Raw genomic sequence first — 24,582 nt, forward strand, 5'->3', positions numbered from 1 at the left:
CTCTGCACCAGTAGACCCGGCAGCCCGACAACGCAGAGCTCGCGCCTCGCGGGCGCAGGCCGTCAGCCGTCGACGATGTCTCGGTCGACTGCGTACACGCGGCGAAAGGGGAGCAACCGCTTCCACTCCGAGTCGAGCGCTTCGTAATGCTCGAAGACGAGGTCGATGAGCTGCTTGCCGTTCACCAACCGCAGATCCTGCCGAGTGCGTTCGAGATGGAGCGCGTCGGCGGAGTAGTTGCCCAACGTGACGAACAGTCCGAGCTCCGATCCGCCGTGCGCGAGGGCGCCAGCCAAGCGCTGCACGTCGGGTCCACCGATCGTCGACGTCGTCCGCTTGCACTGCACCTTGATGATCGGCGGCTCGATCGCCAGTGCGTCGCGGCTGGCGATCACGTCGACACCACCGTCGCCACTGGCCACGGTCGCCGTCGCCCGATAGCCCATCGCCTCCAACAGTCCAGCGACGAAATGCTCGAACCGGTACGGATCCATGTGCCGCAGAATGTCGACGGCGAAGTCACGGCTGTAGGTGTCGACCCGATCCGCGTTGGGCTCATCCCCGTGACACGGCGTGCGGATATTGAGGGCGCGCTCGACGATCGGAGGTGCAACGTCAACGATCCACGATCCGATACACCGTTGTACACGGTGACCCAGGCTGCCCGACTCGTCGGTATGAGCCCCTCGACACTCGTGACGTGGGCCAAAGGGTACGAACGCCGGCGCACCGGCAAGACCACCGTCGCGCAAGGCCCGGTGATCACAGCGATCGACGCCGCGCCAGGCATGCCATCCATCCCCTTCGTCGGCCTCGTCGAGAGCACCGTGGTCGAAGCGTTCCGCCGCAGCGGCCGCCTCCGTTCCAGATACACAACAATTGTTTCATTTTTGATGCACGTTTGCTAGGGTCCGGTCCATGGACTTCGTCCGACCGGTCGAGGCGGTCATCCCCGGTGCCCAGGGTCGAATCCTTGCGGTCCTCGTCGAGACCACCGCGCCGCTCAACCTCCGAACGCTCGCGCGACTGGCTGGCGTGAGCCCGGCACAGGCATCCCGCGTCATGCCGGGCCTCGTGCACCTGGGGCTCGTCGAGCGGTACGAGGTTCCACCTTCTTCGCAGTTCCTTCTCGCTCGAACCAACGTGGCTGCGCAGGCCGTGATCGAACTCGCCCGCGCTCGCGAGACCGCAGCCGATCGAATCGGTCTGGCTGCTGCATCGATGGCGCACCCACCCGAGAGCGTGATCGTCTTCGGATCATTCGCTCGCGGCGAGGCTGATGTCGACAGCGACATCGACATCATCGTCGTCAGACCCGACTCGATCGACGAGGACGACGACGAGTGGGTCAACGACCTCGAGGCTTGGCGAGACCAGGCGCGCTCCATCACGGGCAACTCCATCGAGATCATCGAGTTGAGCCTCAGCGAGGCCAGCTCGAAGCTTCGGGGGCGCACCGAGTTCTGGAGGAACGTTCGGCGAGACGGCATCCACGTCTACGGACTCAGCCTCGACCAGATCGCTGAAGCGGTTCGTGCCTAGACCGACGAGAACGAGGAAGGTCTCGGCCGTTCAAGTCCGCGCCTACGCCGGCAAGGCACAGGAATACGCAGACGCGGCTGCGAGCGAACTCGAAGCCAAACGCTTCATCGCCGCAACCAGTCTCTCGGTCCACGCAGGCATCAACGCGTCCGACGCGGTGTGCGGAGCTCGACTCGGGGAGCGGGCCGCCGGCGACTCACACGACCAGGTGCTCGTGCTCCTGAAGTCAGCCGGCAAGGACGGCCTCGCGATCGAGAAGGAACTGCGTCGCCTCCTCCCCCTGAAGACGAAGGCCGAATACGAACCCGACGACGTCGCGGTCGGCGTTGCGACGAAGGCCGTCGAGCGCGCTCAGAAGTGCGCGTCGATCGCCCAGACCGTCGCTGCAACCGTCCGCTGACGCAGGCGTCAGAACGCTCAGGGCCTCAGCGACCAACCGCACGTAGCTACTCGGATGCGTCGCGATCACGCCGGGCGATCTCAGCCACTTGAGTCGGAGTGGACAAGCTCTCCAGCGCCCGTCAGCCGTCGACGATGTCGCGGTCGACGGCGTAGACGCGGCGAAGGGGAAGTAACCGCTTCCACTCCGCATCGAGCGACTCGTAGTGCTCGAACACCAAGTCGATCAACTGCTTGCCGTTCACCAACCGCAGATCCTGCCGAGTGCGTTCGAGATGGAGCGCGTCGGCGGAGTAGTTGCCCAGCGTGACGAACAGTCCGAGCTCCGATCCGCCGTGCGCGAGGGCGCCAGCCAAGCGCTGCACGTCGGGTCCACCGATCGTCGACGTCGTCCGCTTGCACTGCACCTTGATGATCGGCGGCTCGATCGCCAACGCATCGCGGCTGGCGATCACGTCGACACCACCGTCACCACTGGCCACGGTCGCCGTCGCCCGATACCCCATCGCCTCCAACAGTCCAGCGACGAAATGCTCGAACCGGTACGGATCCATGTGCCGCAGAATGTCGACGGCGAAGTCACGGCTGTAGGTGTCGACCCGATCCGCGTTGGGCTCATCTTCGGCGAGCTCGACCTCGGCGTCCGGCTCACCCGCCTGGATCGGCCCGGGCCCGGCAACCTGGAAGTACTGCAGGAACTCGCTGTCGTGACGCTTCACCTGGAACAGCGTCAGCGCGGATCCGATCTCGTTGAGCGCGCTCTTCGAGAACTCGTCGCGAGACACGCCAGTCTGGATCCACTTCACACGGCGCCGATTGGGATGCAGTTGCTCGCCAGCCTCGACGTAGAAGTCGCTGTCGATGACGCCGAAGCTGATGGTGCGATCGGCCTTGCGAGGGCTGAGCACGTAATCGCCGACCTGCACCTCCTTGATGAAGCGCCACAGCAATCCGGCCCACACCGGAATGGCCCCCGGCTTCGCCGACGGAAAGGCTGCCGCCAGACGCAGTTTGAGGTCGTCGCGATCAATCGGAATCTGGCTGAGGTCGCCGAGTTCCTCCCAACCGACGCTGATGAACCCGCCGCCGATGAGATCGAGCGACTTCTCGTTGTTGTGAATCCCCCAGAGCACCGCCACCCCGCCAACCTAGTGCTACCTCCGTGCCAGCCGCCGCCCGCTGGTTGCGACCAATCTCAGGTGAGGTCGGAGCTGTCCTCGTCGTACCGGACCACCTGGACCGCGAGGGTGCCGAGTTCCACCAGTGAGGTGTCGGCCTTGGCTGCATCGAGGCGATGAGGAGGTCGCCGTTCGCTCGCCCCGGCTGCCAGCAGATTGTCGTGCAGTAGCGCCACGTCGTCAGCGCGCACCGCCAGATGCTGGAACACCTCGTCCGTGCCCTTGACGGGCGATGCGTCATCTTCTGCCGGAGATGCTTCGATCAACTCCAGCTTGAAGCCGTGATCATCCACCAGCATCGCAATGCGTTGGCCGGTCGAGTACCGAGCCCCGATCCGAACCAGACGCAGGCCGAGCGTGTCGACCAGGAGATCGATCTGCTCGTCGAAGCGGTGGATTTCCAATGCGACGTGGTCGATACGTGTCATCTCTGCCGCTCCAGTGTGGCGTTGCCGATCTTTCCTGGGTTGAGGAGATGGTACGGATCGACTTCGCGCTTGAACTCGAGGATCTGCTCGAAGTCAGGGAACAGGCCGCTCTCCTCGAGCTTGAGGGTGTGCGGATTCTGAACGTTCACGTTGAGCTCCTGACAGAAGCTCATCACCTCATTGATGAGTTCGGGGGTTCCGGGATCAACAGCGAGCACAGACGCCGGCAGCAGACCTGGGCCATCGAGATCACACAGGCCCCGAAGCCAGGCCGAGTTGATGTATTTGATTTCGACGAGCACCGCGTCGCCGAATCTCTCCTTCAGCGCAATGACTTGATCATCCTCCTCGCCTGGGGAGAAGTACACGTGGAGGAAGCCTGCATTCGGGTAGCCCTTCTTCAGCCAGAGCATCCGGTGCCCGTACACCATCACACCAATCGACGGTCGATCCGTCTCGCCCCACTGCTTCCATGGGTGCAGCGTGCACTGGTGCAATTGACAGAGTTCGCCGAGCCGAGCTGCCGCACGGCGAGCAATCATCACCATGATCCCTGCTCCCTTGAGCTCGAGCGAGCGGAGCGGCCGAAAGCAGTCCATCAAGACCGGCTCCTGCGCCGTGGCAACGCGATGCGGCAGGTTCTCCGTAGCGATCGCTCGAACGAGTGCGCCAGCCGTCGCGAGGTCGGGGGCGTCGATGACGACCTCGTCCCACTCTTCGGCCGGCACGAGAGGCATCGTCACATCGAGAATCACGCCCGTCGTGCCGTACGTGTGCAGCACGGGAAGCACGTTCGACTCATCGAGGTCGATGATCCGAGGTGTCGGCTCAGCGGTGGCCACGCGTGCGCCGAGCACGTTCCCGTCCCAGATCGTCCCGTATTGGCTCGCGCCCAGGCCAACGTGGCCCCCTGCGATCCACCCGGCGATGGTCGCGGTCGCATACGTGGTGGTCAAGATGGTCAGTTCCTGTCCGCTTTCTCGGGCCGCGTCGTCAACGCCGCCCTGCAGCGTGCCGGCACGGGCGGTGATCCGCCCGTCGGCCACATCCGTCACCCCGGTGAGGCCACGGAGGTCGAGGATGATGCCACCTTCGACCGGCACCGTTTGGCCGAAGTTGGAAGTACCGCCGCCCCGCGGGACGATCGGAATACGGTGCTTCACCGCAGCAGCGATCACCCCAAGAACCGCGTCCTCATCGCAGGGAGTGACGACCGCGAGAACACCCATCGATTCGCCGTCGTCGCTTCCACGGCGAGTCTCGACGTACTCCTTGAGAATCGGCGAGAGCCAGGAGTTGTCTCTGAGGGTTCGAGCGATGTCCGCGGGGTCAGTCCGAACGTTGTCGGTACCCGCCGCGTCGGCGAACGCGTCGAGGGCGGATTGCTTCGTCGCAGCGCTTGTCATCAGCTACTGATCTCCTTCAGTTGGTCGACGGCTTCGGCGATGTCGCCGAGCACAGCGCGGAGCTGCGCTCGGGGCGCTTCACCAAGCGCCTGGGTCGGTGCGATCGGCGGGCCGACGGCGAAGCCGCTGACCTCGAGCGCAGCCTTCACGCACGGCCCGAGCCCGTACTTGGTGAACAGCTCATTGAGCGGCCACGCCCGCCGCTGGAGCGCCATCGCGTCGTCCCATCGGCCAGCCTGAGAGAGTTCATAGAGCAGCAAACTGGCTTCGGGAATCACGCACGCCGGCCCAGCCATCCAGCCGATACCTCCGAGCTGGAACACCAACACGGGGATATGAGCAGAAGCGCTGAACACCCCGAGGCGATCGCCGTGTCGGTTGATGACCGAGAGAATCCGCCCGGTGACACCGGAGGCGTCTTTCAGGTAGCGGACATTGTCGATCTCCAACAGCCGATCGAGCACCGCCGCCGAAATGTCGGCACCGAGCAAACCGGGGTTGGTGTACAGCACGATGGGGAGTTCGACCGAGGTGGCGACCGCCGCAAAGAAGTCGCCGATGCCAGCGTCGTTCACCGGGTAGGCGTTCTCCCGAATGGCGATCAAACCATTCGCGCCGAGGTCCGCGAACCGTTCGGCTTCGATGCACGCTGCCCGAGTGCTGGCCGACGAGACGCCGGGGATCACGGGAATCCGACCGGCCGCCTCGTCAACGCAGATTTCCACGACCCGGCGTCGCTGGTCACCGTCCAGCAGCATGACCTCTCCGGTGCTGCCGAGCGGACTGATCCCGTGCACTCCCACCTCGACGAGGTGGGCAACCAGCGCTCGAAGCGCTGCCTCGTCCACCTCGCCGGTGTCTGGGTCGATGGGAGAGACCAGGTAGGGGACGATCCCCCGGAAGCCGGTCGCGGTGTCGGTCACGATGCCGGGAACACGAAGGCGTCGGGGTCGATACCGGTCGTGCCGACCTCGGCTTCACCGATCAGCCCGATGAGCGCCTGGATCAACTCGTCGGTTGGGGCGATGAGATCAGCCGAGTACGGCGGGAAGAGCACCGCTCGCTGTTCGGCGACGAACGCGTCGAGCAGCGCAGGGTCTTCGACACCTGACACCTCGGCGAGAGCGGGCCAGACGGAGTCGTCGGTCTGGAGCACCTCGATGCCCGCGTTGATCATGCCGTACAGCTCATCGACGCGGTCCGGGTTCTCCTCGAGCCAATCCTCGCTCGCGACGTACAGCAAGTAGAGCGCATCCGGATTGAATCCGCCCTCGCCCATCAGCGTTCGAACGTCGGTGAGCGCACGCATCTCACCGGTCGCCAACGGAGCGAACGCGAGGCTCGAGAATTGAAGCGTCGCATCGATCTCACCGTTGCGAATGAACTCGTTGAGGAGCCCTGGTGCCGCCTCGGCAAGCTCGGCATCCTCGCCGACGTCCACGCCGTACGCCTCGGTGCCAGCTGCTCTGATGATCAGATAGTCCAACAAACCAGCGTTCGGTGTACCGACCGTGCTCCCGGCCAGGTCGCCGAAGGTGGCGATCTCGGACTCGTCGAGCACGACGATCGGGCTGTTGTACGCGAGGAACGAGGTGAGTCCCTTCGCCTCGAGCCCTGTCGCGCGCTGCCTGGCGAGGTCGAGCACGCTGCCCGACGAGATATCGGTCTCGTCGCCGCGCAACGCCGTCCACTGCTGGCCGGTGCCCGACAGCTCGAGGATCTCGAGATCGAACCCGAACTCCTCGTCGATGCCCTGCTCGATGATGACCGACGGCAGGTACCCCTGACTCGCCGTGCTGATCGTTGACCAACGCAGCGGAATGATCTCGAGCTCGGCAGGCGGAGCCTCCGTTGTGGGTGCCTCAGCCTCGGACTCCGCAGGTTCCTCCGCGGGTTCAGGCTCTGGCTCCGGCGCTGCCTCCTCCGGTTCGGCCTCTGGTTCGGCCGCTGGTGCTTCTGTCGCCGGCGCTGAGTCGCCGTCGTCGTCGCTGCCGCACGAAGCAGCGACCATCGCGAACGCTGCAGTGAGTACAGCTACTGATCGAAGGCGTGACCTATTTGTGGAACTAGAGGGTCGCATGGCGGGGATCTCCCTTGGTGGTAGCTGGGGCTTGTTGGTTTGGTGAATCTGTTGAGACGGGCGTGCTGCTGTGGTCGAACAAGGCACGCGAGAGCTCACGCTGGTAGGCGGAGAGCCTCAGATCGTCGTGCTCACGCGGTCGAGGAACATCGATCGTGACGTCAGCGACGATTCGGCCCGGGTCGGATGCCATGACGACCACGCGGTCTGCCAAGAAGCACGCCTCGGCGAGATTGTGGGTGACGAACAGGACGGTTCGCGGCTCGATCTGGTGGATCTCGAGCAGCTCCTTGCGCATGCGATGCGCCGTGATTTCGTCAAGCGCCGAGAACGGTTCGTCCATCAACATGAGAGCGGGGTCGACGGCGAGCGCCCGGGCGAGGGCCACCCGCTGTCGCATGCCTCCCGAGAGGTGCGCGGGGAACTGGTGCTCGCATCCGGCCAATCCGACGAGTTCGAGGTAGTGGCGGGCAGCGGTCCGTGCCTTCGAGCGAGACGCCCCTCGCGCTTCGAGCACGAACGCAACGTTCGCCTGCGCCGTCTTCCACGGGAGCAGCCGCGGTGACTGGAAGAGGTAGGCACGGTCAGCCTTGGGTGGGTCCAGACTGAAACTCCCGTCAAAGCCGGTGTCGAGCCCGGCAGCGATGTTCAGCAGTGTTGACTTGCCGCATCCCGACGGCCCGACCAGCGCGGTGAACTCCCGTTGCCTCACCTCGATCGACACGTTCTCCAGTGCGTGAACGACACGGGTTCGGGTCTGGAAGCGACGCGAGACCCGATCAAAGCTGAGTGTCGCGCTCATCGTGACTCCTCCCGCTTCCAACGGAAGAGGTGCCGCTCAAGGGGACGGAGCACAGCGAACTCCAAGGTGAGCATCACGAAGATGAAGGGAATGGCTGCGGCGAGAACCCGCTCCATGTTGAAGAGGTTGTACCAAAACTGGATTCGGTAGCCGACGCCAGATGAGCGACCCAGCAGCTCGACGAAGATCATGATCTTCCAGGTCAGCGCAAGACCGAGTCGGCTGGCCGCGAAGATGAAGGGCAGCGTCTGCGGCAACAGAACCGACGTGATCGTGGTGCGACGGCTGACGCCAAACGCTCGTGCCATCTCCGAAAGATCGGGGTCGAGCGACTTCAGCCCCTGCCACATGTTGAAGGTGATGGTCGGTAGCACCACCAGGGCACCGCCGATGATGGCGGCTCGATCGTTCAGACCGATCCACAAGTACGCGATCACGATGTAGAGAAGCGAGGGGATCGACGCAGCGATCGTGACCCAACTGCCGAACAACTTCGTCGCGGTCTTGGACATTCCAAGCGTCACGCCGAAGATGACCGCGAGCGTGAGCGCCAGAGCAAACGCTCCGGCGATCCTCACGGCGGTCACTCGCATGTCGGACCAGAGATGACCCGCTTCCAGGGAATCGCCGATTGCCAGAACCGACTGGACCGGTCGGGGCAATACAGCACTTCCGACCCGCATGGACAACAGCTGCCACAGGCCGACGAACAGCGCTGCGGACAACATCGCCCAGCCCACCGATGCCGCTCGTTCGCGCATCGTGCGTTTCGGTACTTCGGACTCGCTCGCCGCGGCCGGGCCGGTCGGGGAAGACCCGGGCGACGAGGGAGCGTCAGCCGATGTCGGCGCGGTAATGGTGTCGCTGCTTGTCATGCAATCCCCCGAGGTGCTTCATCGATGATCGTTGGAAGGGTCGACACGTTGGCGGCCGCATTGCGGCCAGCACAGCCTCCGCCCATGACGGCTTCGGTGAGATTGCCGCCGAGCAAGTAGATGTGTCCGAAGATCGAGCCGAGCTCGCCTGCGCACCACAGTCCGGCGATCGGCTCACCGCCGGGGGTCAACACCCGCTGGAGGTGGTCATGGCGCGGCCCCCCTTGCGTGTTCGTGACGATCGGCCACGTTTCGATCGCGTAGTACGGGGCGGTCCGGATCGGTTCCATCGTGCCGCTCGGCCGGCCGAAGGTATCGTCGCCATCTTCGACGACTCGGTTCCACTGCTCGACGGTTGCCGCGAGCGCGTCGCCTGGCACATCGATCATCTCGGCGAGTTCCGACAGACAACCGGCTTGCTTGATCCAACCGGCATCGATTTCGGTCAGGTTGTCCGCCGACCAGTGGTACTCATCTGCAGGATCCGACCATGCGGCTCTGCCGATCGGGCCGAGCTGACGGCCTGACTCGTCGAAGATCGTCCAACAGGGAATCCGTGGAAACCTGCCCGTTTCGGGATCCAGCCAGCCCAGGTCGCGATACGGCGTGTCTTGGGGTGCGGGCGGCGCCTCGTTCATGAAGCGGCGGCCGTACTGGTCGACGACGATCCATGCGACTGAACGCTCGGAACGTCGGGTCCCGCCCAGGTGGTTGCGCATGGCGATCCGGTCAGGGGGTCGGAAACCGTACGACCCATGGAGGTGCCACATGTGCCACGTCGCTGCGCCGACCTGTTGTGCGAGGTCCACGCCGTCACCGGTATTCCAACGGTGCCCGATCGGGGTGATGTCGGGAATCTCGAGATGATCCTGCAACAGACGGGTCGACCACTCGAAGCCTCCCGTCGCCAGCACGACCCCACCGCGCACACGGACCGTTTCACGGTGCCCGTCGTTGTCGATCACCGCACCGGTGATCCGCTTGCCCTCGACGATCAACTCGACGAGCGGCGTCGACATGAGCATCTGCACACCGCGAGCCTCCACTTGATGATGGAGGACGCGCATCAAGTTGTGACCCTTCGACGGCGAGATCCAGTCGTACCCGTCGAATCCCGGGATCGATTCGATACCGGCCCACCCGAGCGCGTCTCGGCCCTCCCAGTCGTAGAGGTCAGCGGTCTCGTGCTGGCCTTGGTCGTGATCGAAGCGAACGGAGACCTCGGCGTCCACGCCGGCGGCAAAGGTGCGGAGAACATCGGGAAGCTCTGCCATCCACTCGGCCATCGTGTCGATGAGCAATCCGTCGATTCGTCCGCCTGATGTCGCTTCCAGGTACTGCGCGGCGGCCGTGCGATCACGGGTGACGCGCAAGAATCCGCTGCACATGGCCGACAGACCGCCAGGCCGTGGGGCCTTCTCGACGACCAAGACCTCCGCACCGGCATCGTGAGCTCCGATGGCGGCGGCACAACCTGCCGCACCGCTACCAGCGACCAGCACGTCGACGGTTCGTTCGCTCATGCCATTGCCGCCACGGTGACGTTGTCGCGGACACGTGGCGCCAGGTCGTTGGCGAGCCGCTCCAGTTGCCGCTGCTGCTGATGGTCAGCGAGGACGAACTGGAACGACGTCACCCCCGCATCCACGTACGCGCTGATCTGTTCTGCGCACGCCTCGGCGGTGCCGGCAATGAGCCAACGATCGAGGGTTTCGCTGTCGAAGGGGAGGCGGTGGTACGACTCCAAGAACTCCTGGCCAACCTGGCGTGCCTGAGCGGCGTCGGGCCCGATGTGGAGGAAGCAATTGAGTCGCCGTTCGAACCCATCGTCGAGTTTGCGGCCACGTTGCTGCGCGAGTGCGTCAACCACGCCAAGCGCTCGCCGGTACTCGTCCGGCGTCACGATCCCGGTGATCCAACCGTCACCGAGCCGAACGACGCGCTCGAACGGCCCCGTGAACGTTCCGGCAGTCTCGGGCGAGTAGAAGTCGTTCGGGCCCGTTCCAGCCTGCTCGGGAACGTACCCACCGCAGGCAACGAGGATCGGCGGATGTGGCCTGCGAGCTGAGCTGAAGCCCACGGTGGCCGAGTCGATCTGGAACACTTCGCCCGAGAAGGTCACCTCCGGCTCCGTCCACAGCTGACGGAGCAGGGTGATGGCTTCATCGAACGCGACTCCCCGCTTTCGCTTTGGGATGCCAATGAGTCGGTACTCGGCCTCGACGAGTTCGAGTGGGCCGGTGCCGAGACCAACCCCCAGGCTCGTGCGTCCCCCGCACAGCACGTCAAGCGTCGCCCACTCTTGCGCGAGCATCACGGGGTTGCGCATGTGCGGCTGCAGGATCCCTGTCGTGAGCTCGATCTGCTTGGTCACGGCCGCGATCCCAGCCAGCACGACGATCGGCGAGTACCGCGGCTTGGCGAGTAAACTGTCGCCGACCGACACAAAGTCGAGCCCAGCATCTTCTGCCGAAACGGCGAGATCGATGAGATCGGAGAGCGTGAACCCTTCGCCGAGGAACACTGCGGCTCGGTTGTTGACGTACACGCCGAGCTTTGGAGCTGTGCCCTTCTTTTCGTGCGGTTCGATCGTCATAGGGTTTCTCGTGATTGGTTGGCGGAACAGAGCGATCCGGCAGCTGGTGGGCGAGGTCGAGCCGTTCGTTCGGTCCGCCAAGCGTTCAGTATTTATGAACACCCGAAAGCTAAGCGTGAATGGTTTCGTCTGTGTTTCTCTGCCGTGAAGCGCCGGTATCGAGGGCCACGAGCCGCACAGAACCCGCGTTCCGCAAGCCCCAGCGCGGTGACGTGACTAGGGTCGACCCTGATGAGAGTCGCATCGAGTGACCAAAGAGACGCAGACGATGATGCCGACTCCACAGAGACAACCGGCACTGCGTCCCTTGGCGGAGCAGTTCGTGCAGAACGCCGCCGTCTCGGCCTCTCGCTCCGCGACCTCGCGAGCCGATCGGGCCTCTCGCCATCGTTCATCAGTCAGCTCGAAAACGACTTGGTCCATCCATCGATACCGACCCTCGATCGAATCGGACGAGAGCTCGGCACAACGGCTCAGGCCCTGATAGCGCTCGGCGACCCGTCGCCGAGCTCGATCGTCAGGCGCGGAAACCCGGTTCACCCGACGCATACCGGCGTTGCATCTGCAGGACGCGTTCGCTCGCTCGTTCGCGGAGAGCGCGCCCTCAGCGCACTCGAGGTGAACGGTTCGCCGGACGAGTTCGCTGACTACTTTCAGCATCCGGGCGACGAGTTGCTTTACATCGTCGAAGGCCAAATCGACCTTGATCTTGATGGCGACATCATCGAACTGTCACCTGGCGACGCCGTCACATATGACGGCCTGTTGCCCCATCGCACACGCCGACGGGGTCAGGGCCCGACCCGAATCCTGATCGTCACCCAGCGGCTCTGAGACGGCCGGCCTCTCGTTCGAATCACTGCCGGACGGCGAGACCAGGCCCGAACGTGTTCGACGGAGCGGCGGCCCTGAGGCACAAACGTCCAACGCTCCGGTCGCCTCCCGACATCCACCACGGGTGGGTCCACCTGATGACCCAGGTCGTGGCGCGACCGGCGAACCGGCCTCCGCGAGCGTCAGGGCTTTCGCCAGACCGAGACGTGTGACTCCGAGTCGCCGGTGAACGGGGAGCGGTGCCAGTCGCTCCAGCGCGACTCGAGCGTCATCCCCGCCAGCTGCGCCATCAGGTCCAGCTCCGACGGCCACACGTACCGGAACGCACCCGCCACGACCCGCACGCGATCACCGTCGACGAAGTAGTGATGCGAGATCGAGATCTGCTCGACGAGATCCACGTACTCGTCGAAGCCGAGATGCTGCGCGGACACGTCGAACGGAACGATCGTCTCACCAGGCGGCAGACGACGAAGCTTCGGCACCCCGGTCTCGATCACGAAACGGCCGCCCGAGCGAAGATGCCCCGCCGCGTTCTGGAAACACGCCACCTGCTGGCGTTGCGAACGCAGATTGGTGATCGTGTTGAACACGAGATACACCAGCGACGCATCCGAGCACAGCCGCGTCGCGGTCATGTCGCCGACCGTCACCTCGATGCGCTCCGCGCCGTCCTTTCGACGCAGCTCGGCGAGCATCGGCCCCGACACGTCGAGCCCGATCACCTCGACACCCGACGCTGCGAGCGGCAACGCGATCCGCCCCGTACCGATGGCGAACTCGACCGCCACCCCCTCGCCGGCGAGCTCTGCGAGAACCGCGACCACCGGGTCCACCGCGTCGGGGCCGCAACGATCAGCAACCGCCGCGTCGTACTCGGCAGCGATCCGCGGATCCAGATGCTCATCCGGCTCGTCCAGGTGTCCGCGCGCATCCACACCAACACCCTCGCACGAATCCCCGCGCCATCCGACCGAGGTTTCCCGTCGTCATCGAGGAGCGCCGTGAGTTCGCCGACCAGCCGACTCGTACGCGATCCACGTCTCAGACCTCGGAGGCGAGCAATCGAGCGACCGCCTCCGCCAACGGCGGAAGGTCGTGATCGAGGGTTGCCTGCACGATGGCATGGTCGGTGTCGAAGTAGCGATGTGCCAGGTGATTTCGCATGGCTGCGATGTCCGCCCACGGGATGCTCGCCTCGCGGTCGAGCTGCTCGCCGCTGATCGACTTGACCGCCTCACCGATTTCGATGAGTCGCAGGCGAACTGCGTCGAAGACCAGGCCGTCGGCGAGGTCACCGCGCTCGAGATGACTGCGAATCGCTTCGATGGCGAGGACGATGTCGCCGAGTCGCGCTCGGTCGTGACGGCTCACAGCGCTATGGCCTCGGCCAGGGCGGCGCGCCGGACGACGGGCTTCAACGAACTGGCCGGCACGACGTCGACGTCGACCCCGAGTACATCGCGGAGTTCTCGGGTGAGGCCGGCAAGCGAGACGAGCCCGACGGTGTGGTCGAGATCGACCAGCAGATCGATGTCACTGGTGGCCGTGTCCTCACCGCGCGCGACGCTGCCGAAGACGCGCACGTTGCGCGCACCTCGGCGGTCGCAGATGCGCACGACAGCACGACGATGACGTCGCAACCGACGACCAAGTGGGGAGTCGGGTAGCCCGAGCGGTTGGCCGCAGAGTGGATCGAGGTCGATCCGCAGCGCGTGACCCGTTGCGTGAATGAGCTTGCGCAACGTGTGCAACCCCGGTTCGCGCCGGTCCGATTCGTAGGTACTGATCACCGACTGGGCAACGCCTGCTCGCTCGGCGAGTTCGGTCTGTGACAGTCCCGATCGACGACGAGCATCACGAAGGAGTGCACCAGCGCTGACCACGTTCACGCTCCCAACACTATCACGGATTGTCGATATCACGATCTCTGTTGGTGCGGATCCCCGGTCGTTCCGATCACCTCGAATGACTGCCGAGCAGGCATCGCCGGCAATGTGTCGCTCCCCGCCACAGCAACTGGACTGCCGAGCGATGGGGTGGCCGTCCCGCTCGGCCTCGAGGTGATCGCCCGCCTCGGAGATGAGCGCGCCCTCAAGGTCGATTGCTGCGGCGCCGATCTCACTCCATGTTCCGAAGCGCCCTCGTCGTCGCCGCGCTCGCCCTCTCGGCGTGCGCACCATCCGGCGACGGTGCAACCGTCCGCTCGGTCGATGCCATCTCGGCGGCGAACGCCCGACCCGACACCGCCATCGACGGCGGCACTGACATCGACGGCGCGCAGGCCGCTGACCTGGCACCGACACCATCGCTCGCCGCTGAGTCCGAGACTTCCGGCGACGCCACACGGCACTCCGCCGAGGCGTGCACGATCGCGTTGCGAACGCTCGACACTGCGATCGAGGCCTACTACGCCGAGCACCAACGCGACATCACCTCGGCCGACGACCTGGTCACGGCCGGCTACCTCCTCGAACTCTTCGACGAGTTCGACATCGACGTCAGCGGTGACGTGCCCCGATCGGTCGCCGTCATCGGAGGGCCCTGCGACTTCGACTTCGAGGCCCAACGAGAAGCCGAAGCCGAGGCCGCCAGGTTGAGCGAATGTTGGCTGGACCTGATCGCCCTCGAGACCGCCGTGCGCGGGTACACCGCCGCCGTCGGCGCACCACCGACATCGCTCGATGACCTCGCCACCGTCTACGACGACGTACCAACGCAGTGGTCCCACGTCGCGCTGAGCCCCGACGGGGAGGTCATCGATCTCGTGCCAGGCGGATGCACCGTCGGCGACGCGACCGGAGTGTTCGGCCCGGAGTGGATCGGTGCGGCCCCGGAGTGCGGCGTCGACGCGTGGACCCTCGGCTGGGCCCTCCACCTGAGCGGCGGCCAAGACGTCGCCGGGTTCGGACTCGATCGACTCGTCAGCGACGGACTCGTCCTGCCTCGCGACTATCGGTACGCGGTCGCCGACGGCACGCTCGCAGACATCGCCGGCTCGGACTGCCCTTCGGTCACGACGAACGAAACAGACGAATCAGACGAGACGGCCGACGAGAACTCACACGCGTGTGACGTCGAACAGCGCACGCTCGAGACTGCGGCCGAAGCATTCTTCGCCACCTTCCAGCGAGACCCGGTCTCCATCGACGAGTTGGTCGATGCCGAGTTCCTCCGCGACGGCACCGACCACTGGATGCTCACCACCGCCCCCGACGCGACGACGCCCGAGACACCGACCCCCGATGCCAGCTCGGTGTCATTCGAACCGGTGCCCGGCGGTCGTTGCGATCCCGCCACCTGAGCCGGCACCTGAACCGGCACCTGACCCGGTACCTGAACCGCCACCTGAACCGGCACCCGAATCACCCCAGCCGGCGTGGGCGTGGCGTGCGCCGACAGCGAGTGTGACGCCGACGGCGAGAGAGGGTTAGCCTCGCCACCCGCGTGATTGCTCTGCTCCTCGCTCACCTCTTTGCGGCGGTCGTCTGCCTCGCGCCCGGTCGACGCAGCGCGCGCTGGGCGCTACCGGTCGCGGCGATCGCCCCGGCGATCACGTTCGGCTGGCTGGTGTCGAAGAGCGGCGCCGTGCTCGACGGCGACACCCCGACGGTCGACATCGAGTGGGTCCCGCAGATCGCGCTGTCGATCACCCTGCGCCTCGACGGCTTCGGGCTCCTGATGGGGCTGATCGTGTCGGGCATCGGCGTCCTCGTCCTGGGATACTCGATGGCGTACTTCGGGCGCCGCGCCGACCTCGGGCGCCTCGCCGGCCTCCTCGTCGCGTTCGCCGGCGCGATGCTCGGCATCGTGTGGGCCGACGGGCTCCTCACGCTGTTCGTGTTCTGGGAACTCACCACGATCACGTCGTTCCTCCTGATCGGCTTCGACCAGTCCAACCCCGCGTCGCGCTTCGCGGCGACGCGAGCGTTCCTCGTCACCGGCGTCGGAGGCCTCGCCCTGCTCGCCGGGCTCATCATCCTCACGATCGTCGGCGACACCACCACCATCTCCGGCCTCGCCGCCGACCCACCGACCGGCACGCTCACCAGCGTCGCGCTCGTACTCGTACTGGTCGGTGCGTTCACGAAGTCGGCGCAGTTCCCGTTCCACTTCTGGCTGCCCGGCGCGATGGCCGCCCCCACCCCGGTCAGCGCGTACCTGCACTCGGCGACGATGGTGAAGGCCGGCCTCGTCGTGGTCGCCCGGTTCGCGCCCACCTTCGCCTCCGAAGGCCCATGGCGGGAACTCGTCGTCGTCGCCGGCCTGGCCACGCTGTTCCTCGGCGGCATCGGCGCGATGCGCCAACAAGACGCGAAGCTCGCGCTCGCCTACGGCACCGTCAGCCAACTCGGGTTCCTGATGGTGCTGCTCGGCCTCGGCACGCCCGCCACCACCTACGCCGGCATCGCGATGCTCCTCGCCCACGCGTTGTTCAAAGCGTCACTGTTCTTGTCGGTCGGAGTCGTCGACCACGAGGCCGGCACCCGTGACATGCGCCGCCTGCGCGGCCTCGCCCGCGCCCTGCCGGTGGCGGCCGCGGCGATCATCGTCGCCGCCGCGTCGATGGCGGCGATCCCGCCCACGTTCGGGTTCGTCACCAAGGAAAAGGCGCTCGACGGGCTCATCGAACTCGCCCGCGACAACGAGATCGGCACCATCGGCACCATCGCCCTCATCGGCATCGTCCTCGGGTCCGTGCTCACCGTCGCCTACACCATCCGCATCACCGTCGGCCTGCTCGGCAACGACGCACCCGGCGTCGACGCACCGGGTGTCGAGAGCGGGTCCGATCCCGAACCGACGCTCGGCCCGATCGACCCGGCGTCGGTGCACCGCCCACCGGTCGGGTTGCTCGCCTCCCCGGTGCTGCTCGCATTGGCGTCACTCGCGTTCGGGTTCGGCGCCGGGCCGGTCGGCGACTGGTTGGCATCGGCCGCCGCGTCCCTCGATCCGGCCACTGCCAGCAAACACCTCGTGCTGTGGCCCGGCGTCAACGAAGCGCTCCTCACCTCGACCGGAATCATCGCCGCCGGCATCGCGCTGTGGTGGTTCACCCGTGCCGCCACCCGCCACATCGACGCATCGCGCAGCGCCGCGACCGCCATCTACGACCGCACCTACGACGGACTGCTCGACGGCGCCCGCCGGATCACAGCGACCACCCAGAGCGGATCACTCCCGCTCTACCTCGCCGTCGTGCTGTCGACCGTCGCCGCCGCGCTGCTCGCCGCGATCGTCGCCGGCGCCACCGACTCGATCTCGAGCCCGCGCTTCAGCAACTCGCCGATCGAGTTCGTCGCGGTCGTGGTCACCGGCATGCTCGCGGTCGCCATCGTGTTCGCCCGCAACCGATTCGGTGCCGCTGTCCTCCTCGGTGGCAGCGGCTACGGCCTCGCCATCGTCTACCTGATCCAGGGCGCGCCCGACCTCGCGATCACCCAGTTCCTCGTCGAGACGCTCACGATCGTCGTGTTCCTCCTCGTGCTCGCCCGCCTCCCGTCGGACTTCTCACCCGCACCCGCGTGGGCTCCCAAGCTCGTTCGAATCGGCATCGCCACCGCCGTCGGCGTCACCGTCGCGGTGTTCGCGCTCAGCGCGTCGAGCTCGCGAACCGCTCCCTCGGTCGGCGAAGAGTACGTCGCGCTGTCCGAGCCCGAAGCCGGTGGCCGCAACGTGGTCAACGTCATCCTCGTCGACTTCCGTGGCTTCGACACACTCGGTGAGATCGTCGTGCTCGCCGTCGCCGGCGCGGGTGTCATCAACCTCGTGCGCGCCGCCCGCCGCGAGCAGCGCCGCAAACACCTCGACGACGGTGTCGACATCGAGAACGTCGAGGGCGACGCGAACACCGACGGCGGCCTGCCGATCGATCGCGGCCGACGGGTGGGAGTGTGGCGATGAGCGAACCCAACCGCACCCGGCGCTCCGTCGTGCTCACCGAAACCGTCGACGGTCTCACGCCGGTGCTGATGATCTTCTCGATCTTCCTCACGCTGCGCGGCCACAACGCGCCCGGCGGCGGCTTCGCCGGCGGCCTGGTGATGGGCTTGGCCGTCGTACTGCGCTACCTCGCCGCCGGGCCGCGCGGCGTGCGAAACCTGCGGGTCGACCCGATCGTCCTGATCGGCACCGGCCTGTTGATCGCTGTCTCCGTCGGGTTGACGTCGCTCATCGCCGACGGCTCGTTCCTCGAATCGGCGATCTGGAAGTTCGACGTCCCGGTGCTCGGTGAACTGAAGATCGTGTCGTCGTCGCTGTTCGACATCGGCGTCCACATCCTCGTCGTCGGCGCGACGATGGCCGTGCTGGTCGCGCTCGCCGAAGCCGACGACGAGATGCGAGGCCGCCAAGACGGCGAGCTGCAGAGCCGTGGCGACGGCGAGATGCGGGGCCGGCGATGAGTTGGGAACAGGCGATCCTGATCGGCGTGCTCGCCGGGGTCGGCACGTACCTGGTGATGCATCGCACGCTCACCCGGATCATCCTCGGCCTCGGGCTGCTCGGCAACGCGATCAACCTGCTCATCCTCAGCTCGGGCGACGGGCCGGGCGTGACCCCGATCATCGGCCAGGTCGGCGACTTCACCGACCCGGTCCCCCAGGCGCTCGTCCTCACCGCGATCGTGATCGGTTTCGGCGTCACCTCGTTCCTGCTCGCGATGGCCTACCGCATGTGGACCATCGACGGCAGTGACGAAGTCGAAGACGACATCAGCGACCGACTCCTCGCCGAGTCCGACTCGGCAGCGGCAGCAGCCGCAGACGACAACGGCACCGCACACACCGAAGCAGGGGCAGCCTCCGAGGCGACCCCGAACCATCATCCGGGAGGGCCAGCATGAGCGTGCTGCTGCCCCTCGCGATCGCGGTGCCGCTCATCGGTGCCGCGCTGTCGTTGCTCGCCATCGGCTCACGCACGATGCAGCGGGTGATCAGCGTCGCCGCGGCCGCCGCGACCGCCGCGATCTCGGTCACCATCCTGATCGGCGTCGACCGCGACGGCACCGAGGTGGCCGCCATGGGCGACTGGCCCGCCGACATCGCGATCAACCTCGTCGCCGACCGTTTCGCCGCACTGATGCTGACGATCAGCTCCACGATGCTGCTCGCCGTGCTGCTCTACGCGATGGGCCAGCAGACCGACGACGAACGCTCCCGCTGGTATCACCCCGCCTACCAGGTCCTGATCGCCGGTGTGTGCGGTGCGTTCCTCGCCGGTGACCTGTTCAACCTGTTCGTCTGGTTCGAGGTGCTGCTGATCGCCAGCTACGTGCTGCTCACCCTCGAGGGCAACGACGGCCAGATCCGCTCCGGCACCACCTACGTCGTGCTCAACGTGATCGAGTCGTTCGTCCTCGTCACCGGTGTGGCCCTGATCTTCGCCGCGACCGGCACGCTCAACATGGCGCAGCTCCCCGAACGACTCGCGGAACTGCCCGACGGCGTCCGCCTCGGCCTCAACCTGCTGCTGCTCATCGCGTTCGGTCTCAAAGCCGCCGTGTTCCCCCTGTTCTCGTGGCTGCCCGACAGCTACCCGGCTGCTCCGAGCCCCGTCAGCGCGGTGTTCGCCGGGCTGCTCACCAAGGTCGGCGTGTACGCCATCATCCGCACCCAGACGCTGCTGTTCCCCGACACCAACCGCGAACTGCTGCTCGTCATCGCCGGGCTCACCATGGTGATCGGAGTGCTCGGCGCGATCGCACAGTCCGACATGAAACGGATCCTGAGCTTCCACATCATCAGCCAGATCGGCTACATGATCATGGGCGTCGCACTCGGTGGCGTCGCCGCGATCTCCGCGACGATCTTCTACATGCTCCACCACATTCCCGTGAAGACGTCGCTGTTCCTCGTCGAAGGCATCATCGAACGAGAGACCGGTTCGTCCACGCTCGGGCGTGTGTCCGGGCTCGCCCGACGATCGGGGCCATTGGCGCTGCTGTTCTTGATCCCCGCGTTCAGTCTCGCCGGGCTCCCACCGTTCTCCGGGTTCCTCGGCAAGACCGCCATCGTCACCGAAGGACTCGACCAGCGATCGTGGTGGATCGTGGCCGCTGCCATCGCGGTGTCGTTGATGACGTTGGTGTCGATGCTCAAGATCTGGAGCGGCGCGTTCTGGGGCGACCCCGAGCCGATGTCGGTCGACGCCCACCACGAGGGCATCTTGCGCAAGCAACCGTTGATGTCGGCGGTGACCGCAGGCGTCGTCGCCCTGACGTTGCTGATCGCCGTGTTCGCCGGGCCGCTGTACCGATTCAGTGAGCGCGCGGCGAACGACGTCACCGACCCGGCCGTGTACCGAACGGCGGTACTGCCATGAGCCGATTGGTGCCCACCCTGTTCGCCCTCGTCGTGTGGCTGGCGCTGTGGGGCGAGATCTCGGTGATCAACGTGGCCAGTGGTGTGCTCGTCGTCGCGATCCTGGCCATGCTGTTCGGGCCCGGCCCGCGCGGTCACACGCTGAACCCCATCGCGCTCGTGAAGCTGCTCGCCGTGTTCGTGTGGCGGCTGGTGTCGTCGTCGGTGACGGTCGTGGCCGCCGTGCTCTCCCCGACCCCTGCCCGGTTGCGGTCGGGCGTGGTCGGCGTGCGTCTGTCGCAGCCGTCGCCGCTCGTCGCGACCATCGTCGCCGACGCGATCAGCCTCACCCCGGGCACCGTCACCCTCGAAACCCGCTACGACGAGGGCGACGACCGCGAGTCACCGTCGGTGCCGCCCGTGCTCTACATTCACGTGCTCGGACTCGACGATCCCGACGCGATCCGCACCGACGTGCAGCGCCTCGAACGCCTCGTCGTGTCGGCCGTGACCCCACACGCGACCCCACACGCGACCGAACAAGCGACGGCACAGGAGACGGCAGAGGAGGACGCGTCGTGAACGTCGTCGGCTGGGTGAGCGGCGTGATGCTGGCGATGGCCGGGGTGCTCACCGCGGTGCACGTCGTACGTTCACGCAATCTCGTCGACCGAGCGATCGGCATCGACATGCTCGTGGCCGTCATCCTCAACGCGCTCGCCGTCGCCATCGCGATCACCCTCGACGATCTCGTCGCCGCGCTGCTGTTGATCATCGGCCTGCTCGCGTTCCTCGGCAGCGTCACGATCGCCCGCTACATCGAACAGCGAGGATCATGAACACCGTCGTCGACGTCCTCGCCGCCGTGCTCATGATCTCCGGCGCGGCCCTCGCCTTGATCGCCGCGATCGGGCTGTTCCGCATGCCTGACGCCTACTCACGCATCCACGTGGCCACCAAGCCGGCCACGCTCGCCGTCGTGTTGACCGTCGGTGCCGCGGTGCTGCGAATCCCCGGACCCGCCCCGACCACGAAGCTGTTGCTCGCCGTGCTGTTGCAGTTCTGGACCGCCCCCGTCGCGAGCCACATGCTCGGCCGCGCCGCCCACGCCACCGGTCTGCGCCCCTCGACCCCCTGGGTCGTCGACGACCTCGACGCTGCCGACACCGCGACCGACACCGCGACCGACACCGCGACCGACACCGCTACCGACACCGCTACCGACACCGGGGACGGCACCGCGACCGACACCGGGCCCGACGCTGCGGAGGGCTCACCCAGCTGACACCAGGTGTCAGCTGGCTCGCGTCCAGAGGCGGCCTCGGTGCGCTCGACTCAGTCGGAGGGCGCGCCGAATTGCTCCGGCGCGGTCGCTGGCCGGACCCGCGCCGGCGGCGGGGAAGCAGCGTTCACCGTGTCGGCGCCGACGACGGGCGTCGACGCGAGCAGCGGGAGGGCGAACGCCGACGTGGCGAGGCCGCCGATGACGATCAACCACCAGATGCCGTCGAAGGCCGACAGCGCCGACGACGCGCTGGTCGCGGCACCGAGCAACGCGATGGTGAGCGCGACACCGAACGTCCCACCGAGCTGGCGACCCGCTTGCAATGCGGCACCACCGACGCCGCGCCGGTTGGGTGGCAGGGCCTGGGCGACGACGCTGGAGAGTTGCGGAAACACGAAGCCGACGCCGATCCCGCTGATGACCATCGACGGGAAGTAGTCGCGCAGATAGTCGGAATCAGGGCCGAGCATCACCAGGCGATACGCGCCGCTGCACGCGTAGAGCACACCGCCGAGCAGCAGGATCGGGCGCTGACCGATCCGGCTGGCGAGCGATCCGATACGCGCAGCGACGAGGCCGACGACGACCGGCCCCGGCGCCACGCCGAAACCCGCCTCCAGAATCGACCAGCCCCAGACCTGCGTGAGGAACAGGATCGACCCGAGGAACAGCGCCGAGAAAGCGGTTCCGAACACGAGCATCGCGAGGTTGGCCCACCGGAAGTTGCCGATACCGAACAGCTCGAGATCGAGCACCGGGGCCGACGTACGGCGCTGATGGACGATGAAGACCCCGACGGCGACACCACCGGCGACGAACATGGCGATGGTGCGTCCCGAGAGCCATCCGATCTCCTCGGTACCGGCCACGGCATACGACACCAGGCCGGCGGCCGCGGCGACCAACACGACGCCGAGCATCGCTGGCACCTTCGTGTCGGGATCCGACGACTCGTTCAAGCTGGAACGTCCGGCCACCAGGGTGTAGACGCCGACGGGCAGGTTGATGAAGAACGCCCAACGCCAACCGAGGGACTCGACGATCGCAGCGCCGAGCGTGGGCCCGAGCGCGCCGGCCACCGCACCCGCGGCACCCCAGATCGCGACCGCTCGCGGCAGTTGGTCGTGTGCGAAGGCGTGCATCACCAGCGCCAACGAGGCAGGGATCAGACACGCGGCACCTGCGGCCTGCACGATGCGGAACGCGATCAGCAGCTCAGCGGTCGGCGCCAGCCCGCAGGCCATCGACGCAGCCGTGAAGAGCGCCGACCCGGTGAGGAACACTCGCCGGTGACCGACGCGGTCGGCGATCTTGCCGGCGGGAATCAGGAGTGCGGCGAAGACGATGGTGTAGGCGTTGAGCACCCACGACAACTCGGCAGCGCTCGTCTCGGTGAACGTGGCGGTGATGTCGGGGAACGCCACGTAGAGGATCGTCGTGTCGAGGAACGTCGCCAACGTGGCCAACGATGCGATGAGCAACGTGCGCTGGGAATCGGCGAACACGACGTCAGTCCTGCGCGGTGAGGCGGGTCTGGAACGACTCGGCGACCAGGGTCCCGTCGCCGAGGGTGATCAGACCGTGCTCGACCGCCAGACCGTTGGTCGACGTTCGGATCTCGAACCGGGCGCGCAACCAGTCGTCGTCGCCCAGTCGCACATCGGGCTGATGGACGTGGGTCGTCAGGTCGATGCTGACGCCGCCGGTCGGCGGGTCGAGCCGGACGAACGCGGGCGGCGGGAACCAATCGCTGGCCATCGCCAGCCACGCCGAGTCGACGTGTCGCCCCTCGAGTGGTCGGAGGAACCCCTGCACCATCGCCCGCTCGCCTCCGGAGAACGGGAGGCTCGCCGGGTCGAAACGTCCGTCGACGCGACCGAAGTGAGCGACGTTGCCCGGCTCCATCGGCACGCATCGCTCCACGGGCGGCAACTCGAGGTCGACCGGCGTCGACCACTCCACGCCCGCGCGCTCGACGAACGCCGTCAGGCGGCTCGACAGCAGATGACGCCCGTCCTGGTCGATGTCGACGGCGATCGTCGACATCGTGCGCCCGCGGCGGATCTCGCGCACCGACACGACCGCAGCACCCACCGATGCGGTTCGGAGAAAGCTCGTCGTGAGCGTGCGCACCGACCGGTGCTCCACCACGGTCTCCGCGGCCCGAACGGCGAGCGAGCACAGGTACCCGCCGTGCACGCCGACCAACGACGACCATCCGGCGTCGAGGTCGACCGTGAACGATCCGGAGTCGGCGCCGTTCGGTGTGAGCGTCGTGGTCCGGTCGAAGTCCGACCGATCCATCCTGAGTTCTGTCATGCAACTCATCATGGCACCCTTGAGTTCGATGACGCAACTCACCTAGGCTGCGTCCATGCGCAAGGCATCGTTCGCCGACATGAACTGCTCGGTCGCGCAGGCACTCGAGATCGTCGGCGAGTGGTGGACCCTGCTGATCTTGCGCGACAGCTTCCTCGGCATCCGTCGCTTCGACGACTTCGTCGAACGACTCGGCATCTCCCGCAACGTCCTCACCACACGCCTCGACAAACTCGTCGACACCGGCATCCTCGAACGACGTGCCTACGACGACGCCCGCGGCCGCTACGACTACGTCCTCACCGACAAAGGACGCGCGCTCTGGCCCGTGATGACCACCCTTCGCCAGTGGGGCGACGAATGGATCCTGGGCGCCGGCAACGAACCGATCCTCTTGGAGCATCGAGACCACGAACACCTCACGACCGCCCGCCTGACCTGCGACGTCTGCGGCGAACCACTCGACGCCCGCACGGTCCGCGCCGTCCCCGGCCCCGGCGCGACGAACTGAGCGTCAGCCGGCCCGACGGGCGCGATC

Annotated in this window: 28 protein-coding genes and 1 pseudogene; 14 read left to right on the forward strand and 15 right to left on the reverse strand. The window is 66.5% G+C overall.

Annotated features, from left to right (window positions below; all coding sequences use genetic code 11):
* Window positions 1-62: 62 nt before the first annotated feature.
* On the reverse strand, window positions 63-494 hold the full coding sequence (locus ACE37B_RS19655; RefSeq protein WP_409925039.1) for a restriction endonuclease: 432 nt from the start codon (window positions 492-494) through the stop codon (window positions 63-65).
* On the opposite strand from ACE37B_RS19655, the gene ACE37B_RS19660 reads away from it, so the two are divergent.
* Genes ACE37B_RS19660 through ACE37B_RS19670 form a run of 3 tightly spaced genes read left to right on the forward strand, consistent with a single transcriptional unit; the run spans window position 495 to window position 1,942 of the window.
* A complete protein-coding gene (locus ACE37B_RS19660) occupies window positions 495-908 on the forward strand; it encodes a hypothetical protein (protein ID WP_409925040.1) in 414 nt (137 codons plus the stop codon). It abuts the gene before it with no gap.
* 10 nt (window positions 909-918) lie between these two features.
* Complete coding sequence (locus ACE37B_RS19665; RefSeq protein ID WP_409925041.1) at window positions 919-1,542, forward strand: nucleotidyltransferase domain-containing protein; 624 nt, start codon at window positions 919-921, stop codon at window positions 1,540-1,542.
* Window positions 1,535-1,942, forward strand: coding sequence for a hypothetical protein (locus tag ACE37B_RS19670; RefSeq protein ID WP_409925042.1), 408 nt, complete (start codon window positions 1,535-1,537; stop codon window positions 1,940-1,942). The genes ACE37B_RS19665 and ACE37B_RS19670 overlap by 8 nt, the downstream gene beginning before the upstream one ends.
* 121 nt (window positions 1,943-2,063) lie before the next feature.
* Here the strand turns inward: ACE37B_RS19670 and ACE37B_RS19675 are convergent, their stop codons facing one another.
* From ACE37B_RS19675 to ACE37B_RS19715, 9 genes are all read right to left on the reverse strand, one after another.
* Entirely contained in the window at window positions 2,064-3,080 is a 1,017-nt protein-coding gene (locus ACE37B_RS19675) for a restriction endonuclease (RefSeq protein ID WP_409925043.1), read from the reverse strand.
* Between the two features lie 56 nt (window positions 3,081-3,136).
* Window positions 3,137-3,547 carry a VOC family protein gene (locus ACE37B_RS19680; protein ID WP_409925044.1) on the reverse strand — a complete coding sequence of 137 codons (411 nt, stop codon included), beginning with the start codon at window positions 3,545-3,547 and terminating at the stop codon, window positions 3,137-3,139.
* On the reverse strand, window positions 3,544-4,953 hold the full coding sequence (locus tag ACE37B_RS19685) for an FAD-binding oxidoreductase (RefSeq protein WP_409925045.1): 1,410 nt from the start codon (window positions 4,951-4,953) through the stop codon (window positions 3,544-3,546). The genes ACE37B_RS19680 and ACE37B_RS19685 overlap by 4 nt, the downstream gene beginning before the upstream one ends.
* The gene (locus tag ACE37B_RS19690) at window positions 4,953-5,876 is read right to left on the reverse strand and encodes a dihydrodipicolinate synthase family protein (RefSeq protein ID WP_409925046.1); all 924 of its coding nucleotides are present in this window, start codon (window positions 5,874-5,876) and stop codon (window positions 4,953-4,955) included. Before ACE37B_RS19690 ends, ACE37B_RS19685 begins: the two co-directional genes overlap by 1 nt.
* Window positions 5,873-6,964 (reverse strand): ABC transporter substrate-binding protein, encoded by a 1,092-nt coding sequence (locus ACE37B_RS19695; protein WP_409925047.1) that lies wholly within the window; start codon window positions 6,962-6,964, stop codon window positions 5,873-5,875. Before ACE37B_RS19695 ends, ACE37B_RS19690 begins: the two co-directional genes overlap by 4 nt.
* A 55-nt stretch (window positions 6,965-7,019) precedes the next feature.
* The gene (locus ACE37B_RS19700; RefSeq protein ID WP_409925048.1) at window positions 7,020-7,835 is read right to left on the reverse strand and encodes an ABC transporter ATP-binding protein; all 816 of its coding nucleotides are present in this window, start codon (window positions 7,833-7,835) and stop codon (window positions 7,020-7,022) included.
* Entirely contained in the window at window positions 7,832-8,596 is a 765-nt protein-coding gene (locus ACE37B_RS19705) for an ABC transporter permease (protein WP_409925049.1), read from the reverse strand. Before ACE37B_RS19705 ends, ACE37B_RS19700 begins: the two co-directional genes overlap by 4 nt.
* 110 nt (window positions 8,597-8,706) lie before the next feature.
* On the reverse strand, window positions 8,707-10,233 hold the full coding sequence (locus ACE37B_RS19710; RefSeq protein ID WP_409925050.1) for an FAD-dependent oxidoreductase: 1,527 nt from the start codon (window positions 10,231-10,233) through the stop codon (window positions 8,707-8,709).
* Complete coding sequence (locus ACE37B_RS19715; RefSeq protein ID WP_409925051.1) at window positions 10,230-11,306, reverse strand: LLM class flavin-dependent oxidoreductase; 1,077 nt, start codon at window positions 11,304-11,306, stop codon at window positions 10,230-10,232. The genes ACE37B_RS19710 and ACE37B_RS19715 overlap by 4 nt, the downstream gene beginning before the upstream one ends.
* A 231-nt stretch (window positions 11,307-11,537) precedes the next feature.
* Here ACE37B_RS19715 and ACE37B_RS19720 point away from each other — a divergent pair.
* A pseudogene (locus ACE37B_RS19720) lies at window positions 11,538-11,786 on the forward strand (helix-turn-helix domain-containing protein); the annotation flags it as partial.
* Between the two features lie 138 nt (window positions 11,787-11,924).
* Window positions 11,925-12,140, forward strand: coding sequence for a cupin domain-containing protein (locus ACE37B_RS19725; RefSeq protein WP_409925247.1), 216 nt, complete (start codon window positions 11,925-11,927; stop codon window positions 12,138-12,140).
* Window positions 12,141-12,322: 182 nt separating this feature from the next.
* On the opposite strand, the gene ACE37B_RS19730 is transcribed toward ACE37B_RS19725, so the two are convergent.
* From ACE37B_RS19730 to ACE37B_RS19740, 3 genes are all read right to left on the reverse strand, one after another.
* Window positions 12,323-13,078: a class I SAM-dependent DNA methyltransferase gene (locus tag ACE37B_RS19730; RefSeq protein WP_409925052.1), complete on the reverse strand. Its 756-nt coding sequence runs from the start codon at window positions 13,076-13,078 to the stop codon at window positions 12,323-12,325.
* A gap of 106 nt (window positions 13,079-13,184) precedes the next feature.
* On the reverse strand, window positions 13,185-13,514 hold the full coding sequence (locus ACE37B_RS19735) for a DUF86 domain-containing protein (RefSeq protein WP_409925053.1): 330 nt from the start codon (window positions 13,512-13,514) through the stop codon (window positions 13,185-13,187).
* Window positions 13,511-14,032, reverse strand: coding sequence for a helix-turn-helix domain-containing protein (locus ACE37B_RS19740; protein ID WP_409925054.1), 522 nt, complete (start codon window positions 14,030-14,032; stop codon window positions 13,511-13,513). Before ACE37B_RS19740 ends, ACE37B_RS19735 begins: the two co-directional genes overlap by 4 nt.
* 236 nt (window positions 14,033-14,268) lie before the next feature.
* Here ACE37B_RS19740 and ACE37B_RS19745 point away from each other — a divergent pair, with 236 nt between their 5' ends.
* The 8 genes from ACE37B_RS19745 to mnhG all read left to right on the forward strand — a co-directional run bounded on the left by ACE37B_RS19745 (window position 14,269) and on the right by mnhG (window position 21,725).
* Window positions 14,269-15,444, forward strand: a complete 1,176-nt coding sequence (locus ACE37B_RS19745) for a hypothetical protein (RefSeq protein WP_409925055.1) — start codon at window positions 14,269-14,271, stop codon at window positions 15,442-15,444.
* 143 nt (window positions 15,445-15,587) lie between these two features.
* Complete coding sequence (gene mbhE / locus ACE37B_RS19750) at window positions 15,588-18,044, forward strand: hydrogen gas-evolving membrane-bound hydrogenase subunit E (RefSeq protein WP_409925056.1); 2,457 nt, start codon at window positions 15,588-15,590, stop codon at window positions 18,042-18,044.
* Window positions 18,041-18,544 carry an MnhB domain-containing protein gene (locus tag ACE37B_RS19755; protein ID WP_409925057.1) on the forward strand — a complete coding sequence of 168 codons (504 nt, stop codon included), beginning with the start codon at window positions 18,041-18,043 and terminating at the stop codon, window positions 18,542-18,544. Before mbhE ends, ACE37B_RS19755 begins: the two co-directional genes overlap by 4 nt.
* Complete coding sequence (locus ACE37B_RS19760; RefSeq protein WP_409925058.1) at window positions 18,541-18,984, forward strand: NADH-quinone oxidoreductase subunit K; 444 nt, start codon at window positions 18,541-18,543, stop codon at window positions 18,982-18,984. The genes ACE37B_RS19755 and ACE37B_RS19760 overlap by 4 nt, the downstream gene beginning before the upstream one ends.
* Window positions 18,981-20,462 carry a Na+/H+ antiporter subunit D gene (locus ACE37B_RS19765; protein ID WP_409925059.1) on the forward strand — a complete coding sequence of 494 codons (1,482 nt, stop codon included), beginning with the start codon at window positions 18,981-18,983 and terminating at the stop codon, window positions 20,460-20,462. Before ACE37B_RS19760 ends, ACE37B_RS19765 begins: the two co-directional genes overlap by 4 nt.
* The gene (locus ACE37B_RS19770) at window positions 20,459-21,022 is read left to right on the forward strand and encodes a Na+/H+ antiporter subunit E (RefSeq protein ID WP_409925060.1); all 564 of its coding nucleotides are present in this window, start codon (window positions 20,459-20,461) and stop codon (window positions 21,020-21,022) included. The genes ACE37B_RS19765 and ACE37B_RS19770 overlap by 4 nt, the downstream gene beginning before the upstream one ends.
* On the forward strand, window positions 21,019-21,279 hold the full coding sequence (locus tag ACE37B_RS19775; protein WP_409925061.1) for a monovalent cation/H+ antiporter complex subunit F: 261 nt from the start codon (window positions 21,019-21,021) through the stop codon (window positions 21,277-21,279). The genes ACE37B_RS19770 and ACE37B_RS19775 overlap by 4 nt, the downstream gene beginning before the upstream one ends.
* Window positions 21,276-21,725, forward strand: a complete 450-nt coding sequence (mnhG, locus tag ACE37B_RS19780; protein WP_409925062.1) for a monovalent cation/H(+) antiporter subunit G — start codon at window positions 21,276-21,278, stop codon at window positions 21,723-21,725. The genes ACE37B_RS19775 and mnhG overlap by 4 nt, the downstream gene beginning before the upstream one ends.
* A 50-nt stretch (window positions 21,726-21,775) precedes the next feature.
* On the opposite strand, the gene ACE37B_RS19785 is transcribed toward mnhG, so the two are convergent.
* Both ACE37B_RS19785 and ACE37B_RS19790 read right to left on the reverse strand, forming a co-directional pair.
* Window positions 21,776-23,230: a DHA2 family efflux MFS transporter permease subunit gene (locus ACE37B_RS19785; protein WP_409925063.1), complete on the reverse strand. Its 1,455-nt coding sequence runs from the start codon at window positions 23,228-23,230 to the stop codon at window positions 21,776-21,778.
* A 4-nt stretch (window positions 23,231-23,234) separates the two neighbouring features.
* Window positions 23,235-24,044 carry an acyl-CoA thioesterase gene (locus ACE37B_RS19790; protein ID WP_409925064.1) on the reverse strand — a complete coding sequence of 270 codons (810 nt, stop codon included), beginning with the start codon at window positions 24,042-24,044 and terminating at the stop codon, window positions 23,235-23,237.
* A 55-nt stretch (window positions 24,045-24,099) separates the two neighbouring features.
* Between ACE37B_RS19790 and ACE37B_RS19795 the strand changes: the two genes are divergently transcribed.
* Window positions 24,100-24,555, forward strand: coding sequence for a winged helix-turn-helix transcriptional regulator (locus ACE37B_RS19795; protein WP_409925065.1), 456 nt, complete (start codon window positions 24,100-24,102; stop codon window positions 24,553-24,555).
* The last annotated feature ends 27 nt before the right edge of the window (window positions 24,556-24,582 follow it).

It is taken from the genome of Ilumatobacter sp., assembly GCF_046290335.1.
Classification (GTDB): domain Bacteria; phylum Actinomycetota; class Acidimicrobiia; order Acidimicrobiales; family Ilumatobacteraceae; genus Ilumatobacter_A.